The organism is Micromonospora sp. NPDC005257 (genome assembly GCF_042872445.1).
Lineage (GTDB): Bacteria > Actinomycetota > Actinomycetes > Mycobacteriales > Micromonosporaceae > Micromonospora.
This window is the reverse complement of record NZ_JBIAKL010000002.1, coordinates 525495-539486: the sequence shown is the minus strand read 5'-3', so window position 1 is coordinate 539486 and position 13992 is coordinate 525495. Positions and strand designations below refer to the sequence as shown.

The following is a 13992-nucleotide window of genomic DNA, read 5'->3' as shown; positions in this document are numbered from 1 at the left end:
GCGCACTGGTGACGCCACGGTGCCGTGGGCGCGCCAGTCCGCGCCGCAGCAGCCTCGCTCCACCAGCCGGGTTCGCCGGGTGGTCACGAGCCTGCCGTCGTGGGATCCCCTGCCGCCCGGCGAGATCCTGGTCCAGCGCTCACGGCGGAGCTGATCGTGTACGCCACCGGCGGCCACTACGCCGCGTGGGCCGCCTTCCTGGAGAACTGGGCCGCCGGCGCCACCCCGGATCCGGCGGCCCTGCCCGCGATCGCCGACGACGATCTGCACGGCGACAACTGGGAACGGTTCGTCCTCCGGCTCACCGACGCCCTCTCGCAGCGCCTCCAAGCGGGTGCCGACCTGCTGTCGCGGGAGCTGAGCGGGGCCCGGGACGAGTTCTCCGCGGCCCGTGCCATGCACGACGCGCGGGCCCGGCTGGCGCCGATCCGGGCGGTCGCCGGACACCCCGGACTCCCCGGCGAGCTGCGCCAGCGGCTCGTCGACGTGATCGAGGCCCAGGTGCGGTCCCTGCAGACGTCGCTCGAAGACCAGATCGTGCGGCTGGAACGCACCGGCACGCCGCGGTCCGCCGTCGAGGCCCGGCTGCGCACCGTACGCGAGAACGCCCTCACCACCACACCGGCCGCCCTCGGGGGTGGCTGGGACATCGCCCCCACGCACCGGCCGGCGCGCCGGGTGATCATTTGACGAAGCCGAGGCATCGTGTCGAACTACGCCGAATCCCTGCATGACCTGGACAGCTACATCGCCGCCCGGGTGCCGATCATCGGGGTGCGCACCATCGAACAGACCCGCGCACTGCGCCTGGTCCGGCAGATGGCGACCAACCCGAAACGGTCCGCGCTCCCGTTCTGGATCTACACCCGTGCCACCGGGGTACGCGACCTGCGGCACAACACTCCCGCCCTGGAGGACCGGTCACTGACCGGCGCGCTCGAGTTCGCCGCGCAGCAGTTCACCAGCCGGGCTCAGGCCACCGTGATCTTCGTCGACCCGGAGGACCTCAGCGGCGACAACTCGGTGACCCGGCACGTCGCCGAGCTCGCCCGGCTCGCCGACGCCAACTCCGGCAGCCTTGTCGTCATCTCGGACACCCCGATGTGGAGCGGGCTGAGCCGGCTCGGCATGTCCGTCACGCTGGACCTGCCCGACGCCGACGAGATGTACGAGGTGATCGTCGAGTTCCTGCGGGACCACCACGGGATCGTGCCGATCGCGTGGACCGAGCAGGACGCCCGCCGCGCGGCCGAGTTCCTGGTCGGGGTGCCGGAGGGCACTGCGATCAACGTGATGGCCACGCTGGTGACCCGCGGCAGCGTCGAGACCGCCGACGTCGAGCACCTCGCCGAGTTCAAGGACAAGCACTTCGGGTCGTTGGCCGGCCTGGAACGGGTACGCCTCAGGGAAGCCGACCGCCAGGTCGGCGGGCTCACCAGCCTGCGGGAATGGCTACGCCGCAAGCACAAGCTGATGGTCGCCGACCTGCGCGGCAGCGAGTTGCGCCCGCCGCGCGGCGTACTGCTGGTCGGCGTCCCCGGCTGCGGCAAGTCGCTGTCGGCCAAGGCGATCGCCGGCGAGTGGCGCCTGCCGCTGTACCGGCTGGACTTCGCCGCGATCCTCGGCCAGTACGTCGGCCAGTCCGAGGGCCGGTTGCGGGAGGCGCTGGAGACGGCCGACCGGGTCGCGCCCTGCGTGCTCTGGATCGACGAGATCGAGAAGGGCCTCGCCGGTCAGAACGACAGCACCGGTGTGGGCCGCCGGCTGGTCGGCCAGTTCCTGTTCTGGCTCCAGGAGTCGGCGCACCGCGTGTTCGTGGTCGCCACCTCGAACGACGTCCGCTCGCTGCCACCGGAACTGTTGCGTAAGGGACGGTTCGACGAGCTGTTCTTCGTCGACCTGCCGGAAGACCAGGACCGTCGCGAGATCATCGCCTTGTACTACCGGCGTTACGTCGGGCAGGAGCCGCAACCGGAACTGCTCGACAAGCTGGTCGGCATGTCCGACGGGTTCGCCGGCAGCGACATCGAGTCGGCCCTGCACGAGGTGGGCGCCGAGGTCATGCTCAACGGTGGGGCGGCCGCCCTGCGCAGCGAATTCGTCATCGACACGTTCGCCAACACGTTCCCGCTCAGCCGTACCAACCCGGAACAGATCGAGGAGATCCGTGGCTGGGGCCGGGAACGGGCGGTGCCGGCGGGCCGGATGCCCGGCGCCGCCGCGGGCCCGTCCGGCGGCCCGGCGCAGGGCCGGCGGGTGGTGGTGTTCGGCGACTGAGCGCGGGCCCGGTGCGGCGGGCGCCTGGACTCATGCCAGCAGACCGGCCGCCAGCACGAGGGCGCCGCCGCCGGCCAGCGCCGCGACGACCAGGCAGAGGCGATCGATCCACGCCCGCACGAGATACGCGCTGCCGGGCCGGCCCCGGACGTGCCGGATCACCGGGCCCTCCAGCGTGGCGAGGACGTCGAGTTCGCGTACCACTGCCACGTCCGCCCGCCGGCGCCGCCGGGCTCGGACGATGTCACCGGCGTGCAGGGCCTCGTCGGGCACGCCGCCTTCGAGCGCGTACCAATGGGTTCCGCCGTCGGGAACCCGGATCCGGAACCGGCGGACCGTGACGTCGCCGTCCTGCCGGCCGCGCGCGTACCGGCGGCTGAGCCGTGCCGCGACCTGGCCGGCGGCGGCCAGCGCGAGCGGCACGAGCAGCCCGGCGGCGGCGACGCCGCCGTCTAGGGTGCCCAGGGCGGCACGCACCGCAGTCAGCACGATGGTCGGTACGGCGGCGCAGGAGAGCACGATGGCGCCGCGGAACCGGCGGGTCTCGACGTCCGGCTGGATCGGCCCCAGCAGGACTCCCACGAGCGGACCCGCCGGTGTGGTGGGCGTCGGTGGTTGCGGTGCGGCCACTGGTGGTGCGCTGGTGGAAGGGCGCTCACCGCTCGGCGGGCCGGCTCCGGCCGGGCCGGGTGGCCGCCTGCTGGAGCCGGCTCGATCGGATGGTGGCGGTCCCGTGTGCGCCGGGTCCGCGTCGCCGGCCGGTCCGACGACACGCCGCCTGCTCGTCGGTGGCGGCGGGGATGACGGCTTCGTGCCCGTACGCCTCCGAGCGCGCGCCCACGGCGGAACGTCGCTCACGGGTGCGCCTCGAGCTTCCGCACCGCGCACTGGTTGGTCAACCGTTCCCCGGTCAGGTCGGGAAACCGTTTCGCGCACCAGCGCTGGACCGACTCCCGGGTGGGGAAGTCACCGAGCGCGAACGTGACCCACAGGGGCTTGCCCTGGTAGAGCTGCCGCTTTCCGAAGTCGGTGCTGAGGACGAGCACCACGCTCGTGCCCCGGCTCGGGGCGGACCGCAGCGCCAGGTGCTCGGCCAGGATGTCGGCCGCGGTGAAGGTGTGCGAACCGGCGGCGGTGGTCTGAAGCGGATCCACGATGCCCACACTCTTCGACGCGAGCTGTGCGGCGAACCGGCCGTCGAACACCATCGCGAGGGCGTCCTGCCGGCGTAGCTGCTCCAGTTGCTCCAGCGCTTCGTCCTCCGGACCGGTCGCCGGGTCGGTCGAGGGCTCCGGGTCCGGCTCGGTAGGCGTGGACTCGGGCAAGGGCGTGTCGCCGGTGGTGGTCGCGGCCGGAAACTCGGTGAACCCGGCGTCGGGCGGCAACGGTGCCGCGGCCGGAGGCTGCGTCCGTCGATCGTCCTGGTTCGCCATCGTCACGGCGGTGATCCCGCCGACCGCCGCCAGGAGCACAGCGGCGACGGCGCCGCCGACCAGCACCACACGCCGGTTCGGGACCGCCGGATACACCGGCTGGTCCGGCTGGTCGACGAACCGGCTCGGCTGGGCGCCCGGTGCGGGCGTCGCCGCGGCATCCCGGATCCACGCCGGAGTGCCTTCGGCGTCCGCCGGCGCCGTCGGCGTGCCGGGTTCCGCGGGCGTGAGAGGTTCCGCGGGCGTGAGAGGCTCAGCGGGCGTGAGAAATTCGGCGGGCGTGACGAATTCGGCGGGCGCGAGTGCTTCAGTGATCTCGGCGGCCGGAGTGTCGACGGCCTGATCGGCGCCGGAAGGTGCGGTTGGCCGGGGCGGCGGCTCGGCTGCCGGGGGATCCGCCGAGGAAGCCGGCTGCGTGGACAGCAGCGAGGACAGGTCCCACGCTCCCGCGGCGGCCGGTTCGTGATCGGTCATGGCACCCCTTGCCGGATCGCCGAGTCGTCATCTGGCCGTCTCCGAAGCTAGTTGCACGCAGCGTCGCCGACATCCACCAAGCCGGTGACCATTCACCGATCAGTGTTGATGCCGACGGGACGGTCGGCACCGACAGTCGCCTGGACGGTCGGCGCACATGCCGACCCATGTCGGAATCGGCGCGCTCCGGCTGGGCTACCGCTGCTCGGCGCGCTGCCGGGCCGCCTCGTACAGCGCCACCGTTCCGGCCGCCGCCGCGTTCAGCGAACTCGCCGCCCCCACGATGGGGATGCGCACCATCCGGTCACTGGCCTCCTGCCAGCCCTTGCTCAGCCCGTGCGTCTCGTTGCCGACCAGCAGGAGAGTGGGGCCGGTCAGGTCGTGTTCGGCGACGTCCACGTCCCCGTGCTCGTCCGTACCGATGACCTGGACCTGCGGGAGCCCGTCCGCGCGAACCGCGGCGACCCAGTCCAGAACCTCTCGATGGCTGGCGACGCGCACCACGGGTACGGCGAACAGCGACCCGGTGCTGGCCCGGACCGCCTTCGGGTCGTACGGGTCGGCGGCGTGGCCGGTGATGATCACACCGGAGGCGCCGAAGGCGTCGGCGGAGCGGATCAGCGTGCCGATGTTGCCCGGGGTCTTGGGGCGGTCGAAGACCACCACGAGCATTGCCGGCCCGGCCGGGATGCGGGCCAGGTCGTCAGCGGGTCGCGCCACGACGGCCAGCAGCTCGGGTGACTCCTCCTCCTTGCCGCTCAGCTCCCGCATCAGCTCCGGCGCGAGCGCGACCCGCCTGGCGCCGGCGCCGTCGAGCAGGTCGCGGCACCAGCGGGACAGGGGCTGCCGGTCCGGGTAGAGGAGGGCGCGGATCTCCCAGCCCTGCTCCAGGGCCACGGTGATCGGGCGTACCCCCTGGACCAGGAACTCCCCGGAGCGCTGCCGCTTGGTGCGGTTGGTCAGCAGCGCCTGCCACTGCTGGAAGCTCGCGTTCCGGGTGGTGATCGTCAGGGTCTTCGCCACGTCGCCGATTCAACCCCATCGGAGGCCCGGGCCACCCGCCGGATGCGTTCGAGGCGGAGCGGCGTGATTGTCCCCCGCCTGACGAGCCGTTATCGTTCCCTGGCCCCAGCCCGCAGAGTTTGAGGATCGCGATGACTTCCCCGCCGCTGACGAAGGTTGCCGATCGGGAAGGTTCACCCGCCGAAGGGCCGGCTGGTACGGCGACCGGGCGCGAGCCGGGCCGGGAGGCGACGCCGAGCCGGTTCCGGGCCGACGTCGCCGGGCTGAGAGCCGTCGCCGTGGGGCTGGTGCTGCTCTACCACGCCGGGCTGCCGTTCATCCCCGGTGGCTTCGTCGGCGTCGACGTCTTCTTCGTGATCTCCGGCTTCCTCATCACCGGGCAGCTCATCTCCGAGATCGAGCGCAGCGGTCGGGTCTCGCTCACCGGCTTCTACGCGCGCCGGGCCAAGCGGATCCTGCCCGCCGCCACAGTGGTGCTGGCGGCCACGGCCGTCGCGGTCCGGCTGTTCGTACCCCGGGGTGAGTGGCAGGTCATCGGCGGTGACATCGCCGCCGCGGCGACCTACGTCGTGAACTGGCGGTTCGCCGACCGCGCGGTCGACTACCTGGCCGAGGACGTCGCGCCGTCGCCGGTGCAGCACTTCTGGTCGCTCGCCGTGGAGGAGCAGTTCTACCTGCTCTGGCCGCTGCTGATCGTGCTGGCCCTCCTCGCCGCGCGCAAGCTCCGGCGGGCGAACGTACGGCCGGTCCTGTGGGTCGGTCTCGCGGTGCTCGCGGTGCCGTCGTTCGTCTGGTCGATCGTCGAGACGGCGAACTCGCCGGAGCGGGCGTTCTTCGTCTCCACCACGCGGCTGTGGGAACTCGCGGTCGGCGCGGCGGTCGCGCTGCTGGCGGTCCGCGCCGCGCGGATGCCCCGGTCGGTGGCGGTCGTCCTCGGGTGGCTCGGCCTCGCCGCGATCGTGGCGGCGGCGCTGCTGGTCAGCGGCAAGACCGCGTGGCCGGGGTACGCGGCGGCGCTGCCCACGCTGGGCGCGGCGGCGGTGATCGCGGCCGGTGCCGCAGCCGGCGCCCGGGGGCCGGTGATGGTGCTCGGTCTGCGTCCGTTCCAGTGGATCGGTGACCTGTCCTACTCGCTGTACCTGTGGCACTGGCCGATGCTCGTGGTGGCCGCCGCGCACTTCGGCGATCTGTCGGTGACCGAGGGCCTGGCGGTGGCGCTCGCCTCGGTGATCCCGGCCTGGCTCACGTTCCGGCTGGTGGAGAACCCGCTGCGGTACTCGCGGAAGATCTCCACGTCGCCGCGTCTGGCGTTGAGCCTGGGCGGCAACTTCACGCTCGCCGGCATCTGCGCCGGCCTGGTCCTGGTGCTGATGGGCGCGTGGGCCGCCGCCGCGACCACCACCAAGAGCCGGTACGCCCCGGGCGCCGCGCTGCTGTCCACAGCGCCCGGCACCGCGCCGATCGGTCCGGTCCCGGAGCGGTTCGACGCGATCACCCCGGATCCGCTGCAGATCCGGCAGGGCTTCATGGACGTGCCCGACACCAACCGGGACAAGTGCTTCCAGCAGGTCGAGGGCGCCGAGGTGCTGTCCTGCACGTACGGCGACCCGAACGGGGCCACCACCGTCGCGCTGGTGGGCGACTCGAAGATGGACCAGTGGCTGCCGGCGTTCCAGGTACTCGCCGCGCAGAACGGCTGGAAGCTGCGGATCATGGCGAAGGCGGGCTGCGCCTTCACCAGCGCCCAGGTGCTCAAGGGCGACGGGTCCGGCAAGCCCTACACCGACTGCATCGAGTGGAACCGTGCGCTGCTGGACCGCCTGGTGCAGGAGCGCCCCGACTTCGTGGTCACCTCGCAGTCGGCGTCGACGGCCCTCGACAGCGGGGGCAAGCGCGCCACCGTCGCCGCGATGGTGTCCGGCGTACGGGCCTCGTGGAAGAAGCTCGACTCGGTCGGCACCAAGGTCGTCGTCCTGGCCAACAACCCGCACCCGGGCGCGGCGGTGGCCTGCGCCGACAAGAACCGCAAGCGCCTGTCCGCGTGCGCGTTCGACAGGGAGCGCCACGACCAGGACCCGGGCTACCGGATGCAGCGGCAGGCGGTCGCGGGCGCGCCGAAGGTCAAGATGATCGATCTGTTCGACGCCGTCTGCCCGACCGACAGGTGTCCCGTGGTGTTCGGCAACGTGCTCATCTACCGGGGCGGCTCGCACATCGGCGCGGCGTACGTGAAGACCACCGCGCCGCACCTCGCCCGTGCCCTGTCCGACGCCGGCGTGCCGGCGCGCTTCACCCCGGAGAAGTGACTCAGACGTACAGCTTCCGGGCGTAGTCCGGGCCGTAGTGGCGTTCCAGGTCGGCCAGGCTCTCCGCCGGAGCCTCCACCTCCTTGACCAGCCGGGGCCGGGTCGGCAGCACGTCCGGCTGCCACGTCTCCGGCTTCCACAGCTCGGAGCGCAGGAACGCCTTCGCGCAGTGGTAGAAGATCTGCTCGATCGCGACCTCGACGGCGAGCACCGGCCGGTGGCCCTTGACCTCCATGTCGGCGAACCACGGCGCGTCGGAGATCAGCCGGGCCCGGCCGTTGATCCGCAGCGTGTCGGTGCGGCCGGGGATCAGGAAGATCAGCCCGACGTGCGGGTTGGCCAGGATGTTGCGGTAGCCGTCGGCCCGCCGGTTGCCGGGCCGCTCCGGAATCGCGATCGTGCTGTCGTCGAGCACCAGCGCGAAGCCGGGCGGGTCACCCTTGGGGGAGACGTCGCAGGCGCCGTCCGCGCCGGCGGTGGCGAGCAGGCAGAACGGCGAGGCGGCCAGCCACTCCCGGTCGCGTTCGTGCAGCGTACGGCGTTCCTTGGCGAGCGCCCGCGCGGTCGGCGTGCCCAGCAGGTCACGCAGTTCCGCCTCGTTGCTGATCTCCCGGATCGTCACGTCTTCCTCCCCCGTCCGTTGAGCACCACGGCGGTTCTGCCCCGCGACGGGCCGCGATCCGCCATGGTCAGCCTAGGTGAGCGCGTCGACCGCCGGGTTTGCCCCCGGGGTCGACGGGTAGGGACCGGTTCGCAGCGTGCGTCTGGACGCGATGGATGGAGGCCGAGATGGAGAGCCGACTCAAGGTGCTCGGCCATCCCGTGCATCCGATGCTCGTGATGTTCCCGGTGGCGCTCTTCGTGACCGCGGTGATCTTCGACGTGGTGGACACCGTGGGCGGGCCCGGGTTCCTGGCCGAGGTCGCGTACTGGAACATCACCGTCGGTCTGATCGGTGGCCTGCTGGCCGCGGCGGCCGGGGCGTTCGACCTGCTCGCCCTGCCGGCGGGCACCCGCGCCAAGCGGGTCGGGCTCACCCACGCCGCCGCCAACGTGGCGGTCATCCTGCTGTTCGCCGCGGTCTGGGTGGTCCGGCTCAACGCCGACTCGCGGGCGGCCGGCGGCGCGCTGATCGCCATCGAGGTGGTCGCCCTGGCGATCCTCGGGGTCAGCGCGTGGCTCGGCGGCGAACTGGTGGACCGGCTCGGTGTGGGCGTCGACCCGGAGCACGATCTCAACGCGCCCAGCTCGCTGCGATCCCCCTCGGCGACACAGCGGATCGGAGACGCGCGATGACGGAACAAAGCGGCGGACGGGGCTGGCGTGGCCGCCAGCAGGGCTGGGATCCGATGGGTGAACTCCAGTCACTGCGCTCGGAGCTGAGCCGGCTGGTCGGCGGACGGTCCGGCGGCCAGGACGTGGACCTGGCCGAGACGGCCGACGGCTGGGAGGTGGTCGTCCGGCTGCCCGGTGTCGCGCCGGAGGAGGTCGCCGTCGAGCTGGACGACCGGGAGCTGTGCGTCCGCGCCCGGTCGGAGGCCGAGGTGAACGCCGACCACGGCATCCCGGGCGGGTTCACCACGCGGGGCTTCGAGTATCGCGTGGACCTGCCGTCCCGCGTGGACCCGGACCGGATCGACGCGGTGATGGACCACGGCCTGCTCCGGGTGCACCTGCCCCGGGCGGCCCGGCCCGCGCCGCGCACCATCACCGTCGGCCGCACCGGCCCGGGACCGGGTGCCGACCGTACGCGGATGCCCGCCGACCCGGCCGCGGACCGGGAGCTGCACCACCCGGACACCGCGCTCGACGAGATCGACAGACCGTAGGAGCCGCGTGACCAGCCCGTCCGACGGCTCCGGCTCGCCGCGCCGCGACCGGGAGCCGTCGTCGGTGCTCGGCCCGGTCGGCGAGCGCGTCCCCGACGTCGAGCGGATCGCCGTGCTGCGCGCCAACGCGCTCGGTGACTTCATCTTCGTGCTGCCGGCGCTGGACGCGCTGCGGTCGGCGTACCCGACGGCGGAGATCGTGCTGCTCGGCGCGCCGTGGCACGCGGCGCTCTGGCGCGACCGGCCCGGCCCGGTGGACCGGGTGCTGGTGGTGCCGGCGGCGCCCGGCATCCGCGACCCGGGGCCCGGCGAGTCGCCGGGTGACGTGCCGGCGTTCCAGGCCGCCGCCCGCGCCGAGCGGTTCGACCTGGCGTTGCAGGTGCACGGCGGCGGCGGCAACTCGAACCCGTTCGTGGCCCGGCTCGGCGCCCGGGTCACCGCCGGCCTGCGGGCCGAGGGGGCGCCGCCGCTGGACCGGTGGCTGCGCTACGTCTACTACCAGCACGAGGTGATCCGCTACCTGGAGGTGGCCGCGCTGGTCGGTGCGCCCGCCACCACCGTCACCCCGGCGCTCGCGGTCACCGCCGCCGACCGGGCGGAGGCCGCCGCCGTGCTCGGCGAACCCACCCGGCCCCGGGTGGCGCTGCACCCGGGCGCCACCGACACGCGACGCCGCTGGCCGCCGGAACGCTTCGCCGAGGTCGCCCGCGAGCTGACCGCAGACGGGTACGAGGTGCTTGTCACCGGCACCCCCGCAGAGCAGGAGACGGTCGACGCGGTGGCGGCGGCGGCCGGGGTGCCGGTTCGTCCCCAGGTCGGCACGCTCAGCCTGGGCGCGCTGGCCGCCGCCTACGCGGACTGCGCGCTCGTGGTCTCCAACGACACCGGCCCGCTGCACCTTGCCGCCGCGGTGGGTGCGCCGACGGTGGGCGTCTTCTGGGTCGGCAACCTGATCAACGGGGCGTCGCCGCTGCGCGGGCGGCACCGCCCGATCGCCGCCTGGACCACCCACTGCCCGGTCTGCGGCGTGGACTGCACGCCCGGGATCTACCCGCACCGGCCGGGCGACGGCGAGTGCCCGCACCGGGTGTCGTTCGTGGCCGACGTGCCAGTCGCCGAGGTGGTCGAGGCGGCCCGGGAGCTGCTCACACCTCCGCGGGCGACTCGCTGAGCACGACCTCCCACGCCTCCACGTCACGTTCGGTGACTGTGGTCGGCGACTCCAGGTGGTAGGCCCCGCTGGGCAGGACACCGGCGCCGCCGTGGCGCTCCAGCACGGCGAGCTGCGCGGCGACGTCCTCACCCTGGTGCCGCTCGGGCAGCCGCTCCCAGAAGTCGAAGCCGCCGGAGTCGACGAGCTTGGCCCGGTCGTAGAGCACGCACCCGCCGATCCAGGACACCTTGTACGCCCGCCACTCGCCCGCCGCCAGGTGCAGCTTCTCGGTGACGTGCAGCAGGTTCGCCGCCGGGTGGATGGACGCCCGGTGCCACTCCGGCGTGCCGGGCTGGATGCGTTCCGGCACCGGCGGCCCGGTCCACTCCTCGTAGTGCTGGTGCGTCTCCGGGCGGACGTCGTCGGCGTAGGAGAGCCCGTGCACCGCGTTGCCGACGAAACCGCAGCCCAACTCGTCGAGCGCGGTGACCAGCCGGGACAGCGTCCCCGGCTCCAGCCACACGTCGTCGTCGAGGCAGAGCACCGCGTCGGCCGCCGACTGGGCCAGCAGGTACGACCGGTGCTCGGCAAGGCCGCGCCGGGGGAGCCGCCGGGTCAGCAGCACCGGGTGTCCTCGATGACGCAACGCCCGGACCATCGTGGCGGCGGCCGGGTGCGCGTACGCGGGCTCGCCGTCGGACTGGTCGCTGACCACCACCCCGAACCCGGGTAGACCCTCCTGGGCGGCCAGCCCGGACAGCGTGACCGCCAGCTCGGCGGGCCGGTTGCGGGTGGGGATCAGCACGTCGAGGCGCCGGTGCTGCCGGAACCGTGCGGGCGTGCCCGGGTCGAGCGGACGGGTCACGCCGGCCTGCCCTCGCCCACGGCGGGGCTGTGCTGCTGGTCGGGCATGGCCGCACGGCCCTCGCTCCGCTCGGTGCGTTCGCTCATGCTGTGCTGGTCGGGCATGCGCTCACGGCCCTCGCTCCGCTCGGTGCGTTCGCTCATGCTGTGCGACTGGGCGCGGATCCGGTCGATGATCGCCGAGGTGGAGCGGTCGGGCACGTACCCGAGCGTGCGCACCTGCCCGCCCAGCCGCCGTACCAGCGGCGCCTCCGGCACCATCTCCGGCGGGTAGTCGCCGCCCTTGACGTAGACGTCGGGCCGGACCGCCTCGATCAGCCGGGCCGGGGAGTCCTCCTCGAAGACCACCACGTGGTCGACGCAGGCCAGCGCCGCCAGCAGGGCGGTCCGGTCCTCGACCGGGTTCACCGGCCGGTCCGGGCCCTTGAGCCGCCGTACGCTGCCGTCCGAGTTGACCGCCACGATCAGCAGGTCGCCGAGCGCGCGGGCCTGCGTCAGGTAGCGGACGTGCCCGGGATGCAGCACGTCGAAGCAGCCGTTCGTGAACACCACCGACCGCCCGGCCTGCCGGTGTTCGTCCACCAGCGCGTCCAGCTCGTCGGCGCCGACCAGGGCCGGGTGGCCGCCCTCGTCCACGCCGGTGCCGAGCGCGGCCAGCAGGTCCTGCCGCCGGCACACGCAGGTGCCGGTGTCGGCCACCGTGACGGTGGCGGCGAGCTGGGCGAGCTGGGCGGCGGTGGGCAGGCCCGCGTCGGCGGCGAGTGCCAGCGTCATGGCCGCCAGGTAGGCGTCCCCGGCGCCCACCGCGTGGCTGGCCGGTACGGGGGTGCTGTGGCTGCGCCGGGGCTCGCCCTCGGCGCCGCCGACCACCGCGCCCTCGGTGTCCAGGGTCACCGCCACCACGTCGGCGCCGGTGTGCGCGCGCAGTTCGGGCAGGCGGGACTCGGCCAGCACCGCCCGGTCCACGCCGGCGCCGGCCGCCGCGCTCACCGTCACGCCCGTGCCGGTGACGCTCAGCCCGTCCCCGGTCAGAGCCACCCGCTCCTCGCCGGGGACCGGCTCACCGGTCGGGCCGGCGGGCGCCTCCGCGGCGGGCGTGCCCGAGGCCGGGTGCGGGCCACCCGGGGCAGGGTCGCCGGACCCACCGGGCGCGGCGCCCACCATCAGCTCGGACGGGCCGTCGGTCTCCGCCGGGTGGTCCAGGTGCAGGTCACTTCCAGGGGGTACGGCGTCCCGCTCGGCGTGCGCGAAACCGGCGGCGGCACGGGCCAGCAGCCGGGTCGCCTCGGCGAAGCTCGGCGTCACCACTGTCGGGTTCAGCCCGCGCCAGTCGGCCAGGTCGTGCGCGTCGAGCGCCACGGTGCCGTACCGGTCGCGGTTGGCGACCAGCCAGGCGCGTATCGCCGAGGGCAGCGCGCCCAGGCCGTAGTCGCAGACCACGAGCGTGACCGGCTGCCCGGCGGCGACCGCGCGTAGCTCCTCGGTGGCGCAGTGCAGCGCGGTGAGCAGGCGGGCGACGGCGTCGGCGTCCAGCCCGTCCTCCGGGCTGCCGGAGTCCTCGCGGAGCAGGATCTGGTTGGCGGCGAGCATCCGCCGCTTGACCGGCGTGTGCCGGCCCGGCTGGCTCACCGTACGGTCCCAGACCGCCGCCCGGTCCAGGCAGTCGTGCAGTTCGTCGCCGGCCACGTCGGCGCCGACCGGGGCGACGAGCGCGGCCCGGCCGCCGAGCGCCGCCACGTTCACCGCCGTGTTGGCGGCGCCGCCGGCCGCGGAGATCCGGCGCCGCAGGGTGAGGACCGGCGCGGGCGCCTCCCGGCAGAGCCGCTCCGACTCGGCGAACCGCCACTCGTCAAGCATGGCGTCCCCGACGACCAGCACGGGACGCTGCTGCCAGCTCGCCACCACGGTGGCCAGCCGGCGCTCTTCCGCTGCCGCTCCTGCCATGCCCCTGCGGATCCCCCCGGGCCGTCGGGCCAAACGCGACGCCGGCCACCCGATGCGTCCGGTTTCGCGGCATCGGGCGGGGGAACCGTGGAGACGTACCCCGGAGAGGAGAAGCAGCATGGCAGCGACACTTCAGGGCAAGCGCATCGCCTTCCTGGCCGCCGACGGCGTCGAGGAGGTCGAGTACACCAAGCCCCGGGAGGCGGTGGAGAACGCCGGCGCCCAGGTCGAGCTGGTCTCCATCGAGTCCGGCACGATCCAGGCCTTCAACCACCTCGACCACGGCAAGCAGTACCAGGTCGACGTCACCACCAAGGAGGCGGACGCCGGGGCGTACGACGCCCTGGTCCTGCCCGGTGGCGTGGCGAACCCCGACTTCCTGCGTACGGACCCGGAGGCGGTCCGGTTCGTCAAGGCGTTCTTCGACGCCGGCAAGCCGGTCGGGGTGATCTGCCACGGCCCGTGGACGCTCGTGGAGGCGAACGTGGTGCGGGGCCGCACCATCACCTCCTGGCCCAGCCTGCGCACCGACCTCACGAATGCCGGAGCGAACTGGGTCGACCAGGAGGTCGTCACCGACAACGGGCTGGTCAGCAGCCGCAAGCCGGACGACCTGCCGGCGTTCTGCGCCAAGATCGTCGAGGAGTTCGCCGAAGGGCGACACGCCGCCCGCTGAAAACTCGTACGCC

General features: G+C 73.6%; 13 protein-coding genes. 7 read left to right on the top strand and 6 right to left on the bottom strand.

All coding sequences use genetic code 11. The features are described from left to right. Positions 1–99: 99 nt before the first annotated feature. Positions 100–690 (top strand): hypothetical protein, encoded by a 591-nt coding sequence (locus tag ACFYO8_RS05970; protein WP_354867987.1) that lies wholly within the window; start codon positions 100–102, stop codon positions 688–690. Between the two features lie 15 nt (positions 691–705). After that, entirely contained in the window at positions 706–2277 is a 1572-nt protein-coding gene (locus tag ACFYO8_RS05965) for an AAA family ATPase (RefSeq protein WP_354867990.1), read from the top strand. Positions 2278–2307: 30 nt separating this feature from the next. Here ACFYO8_RS05965 and ACFYO8_RS05960 read toward each other — a convergent pair whose 3' ends face one another. The 3 genes from ACFYO8_RS05960 to ACFYO8_RS05950 form a co-directional block, all read right to left on the bottom strand. Further along, a complete protein-coding gene (locus ACFYO8_RS05960) occupies positions 2308–2859 on the bottom strand; it encodes a hypothetical protein (protein WP_354867993.1) in 552 nt (183 codons plus the stop codon). A 272-nt stretch (positions 2860–3131) separates the two neighbouring features. Beyond that, complete coding sequence (locus ACFYO8_RS05955) at positions 3132–3806, bottom strand: hypothetical protein (protein ID WP_355095325.1); 675 nt, start codon at positions 3804–3806, stop codon at positions 3132–3134. A 573-nt stretch (positions 3807–4379) separates the two neighbouring features. Next, complete coding sequence (locus tag ACFYO8_RS05950) at positions 4380–5207, bottom strand: TrmH family RNA methyltransferase (RefSeq protein ID WP_387256841.1); 828 nt, start codon at positions 5205–5207, stop codon at positions 4380–4382. 131 nt (positions 5208–5338) lie between these two features. Here ACFYO8_RS05950 and ACFYO8_RS05945 point away from each other — a divergent pair, with 131 nt between their 5' ends. Continuing rightward, positions 5339–7513 carry an acyltransferase family protein gene (locus ACFYO8_RS05945; protein ID WP_387256839.1) on the top strand — a complete coding sequence of 725 codons (2175 nt, stop codon included), beginning with the start codon at positions 5339–5341 and terminating at the stop codon, positions 7511–7513. 1 nt (position 7514) lies between these two features. Here the strand turns inward: ACFYO8_RS05945 and ACFYO8_RS05940 are convergent, their stop codons facing one another. Then, on the bottom strand, positions 7515–8135 hold the full coding sequence (locus tag ACFYO8_RS05940) for a pyridoxamine 5'-phosphate oxidase family protein (RefSeq protein WP_354868001.1): 621 nt from the start codon (positions 8133–8135) through the stop codon (positions 7515–7517). 167 nt (positions 8136–8302) lie between these two features. Between ACFYO8_RS05940 and ACFYO8_RS05935 the strand changes: the two genes are divergently transcribed. Genes ACFYO8_RS05935 through ACFYO8_RS05925 form a run of 3 tightly spaced genes read left to right on the top strand, consistent with a single transcriptional unit; the run spans position 8303 to position 10513 of the window. Further along, on the top strand, positions 8303–8809 hold the full coding sequence (locus ACFYO8_RS05935; RefSeq protein WP_387188836.1) for a DUF2231 domain-containing protein: 507 nt from the start codon (positions 8303–8305) through the stop codon (positions 8807–8809). Continuing rightward, positions 8806–9342 carry an Hsp20/alpha crystallin family protein gene (locus ACFYO8_RS05930; RefSeq protein WP_354868006.1) on the top strand — a complete coding sequence of 179 codons (537 nt, stop codon included), beginning with the start codon at positions 8806–8808 and terminating at the stop codon, positions 9340–9342. The genes ACFYO8_RS05935 and ACFYO8_RS05930 overlap by 4 nt, the downstream gene beginning before the upstream one ends. Before the next feature lie 7 nt (positions 9343–9349). Further along, entirely contained in the window at positions 9350–10513 is a 1164-nt protein-coding gene (locus ACFYO8_RS05925; protein WP_355047150.1) for a glycosyltransferase family 9 protein, read from the top strand. On the opposite strand, the gene ACFYO8_RS05920 is transcribed toward ACFYO8_RS05925, so the two are convergent. Then, a complete protein-coding gene (locus tag ACFYO8_RS05920) occupies positions 10488–11360 on the bottom strand; it encodes a glycosyltransferase (protein WP_354868011.1) in 873 nt (290 codons plus the stop codon). The genes ACFYO8_RS05925 and ACFYO8_RS05920 overlap by 26 nt on opposite strands. Beyond that, positions 11357–13303 carry a D-glycero-beta-D-manno-heptose 1-phosphate adenylyltransferase gene (rfaE2, locus tag ACFYO8_RS05915; protein ID WP_387256837.1) on the bottom strand — a complete coding sequence of 649 codons (1947 nt, stop codon included), beginning with the start codon at positions 13301–13303 and terminating at the stop codon, positions 11357–11359. The genes ACFYO8_RS05920 and rfaE2 overlap by 4 nt, the downstream gene beginning before the upstream one ends. Before the next feature lie 118 nt (positions 13304–13421). Here rfaE2 and ACFYO8_RS05910 point away from each other — a divergent pair, with 118 nt between their 5' ends. After that, positions 13422–13979 carry a type 1 glutamine amidotransferase domain-containing protein gene (locus ACFYO8_RS05910; RefSeq protein ID WP_354868016.1) on the top strand — a complete coding sequence of 186 codons (558 nt, stop codon included), beginning with the start codon at positions 13422–13424 and terminating at the stop codon, positions 13977–13979. The last annotated feature ends 13 nt before the right edge of the window (positions 13980–13992 follow it).

What these genes read in the sequence shown, in the direction of transcription:
- ACFYO8_RS05945 (WP_387256839.1), top strand. Translation starts at nt 5,339, where the DNA reads ATGACTTCCCCGCCGCTGACGAAGGTTGCCGATCGGGAAGGTTCACCC.
- ACFYO8_RS05935 (WP_387188836.1), top strand. Translation starts at nt 8,303, where the DNA reads ATGGAGAGCCGACTCAAGGTGCTCGGCCATCCCGTGCATCCGATGCTC.
- ACFYO8_RS05930 (WP_354868006.1), top strand. Translation starts at nt 8,806, where the DNA reads ATGACGGAACAAAGCGGCGGACGGGGCTGGCGTGGCCGCCAGCAGGGC.
- rfaE2 (WP_387256837.1), bottom strand. Translation starts at nt 13,303, where the DNA reads ATGGCAGGAGCGGCAGCGGAAGAGCGCCGGCTGGCCACCGTGGTGGCG.
- ACFYO8_RS05910 (WP_354868016.1), top strand. Translation starts at nt 13,422, where the DNA reads ATGGCAGCGACACTTCAGGGCAAGCGCATCGCCTTCCTGGCCGCCGAC.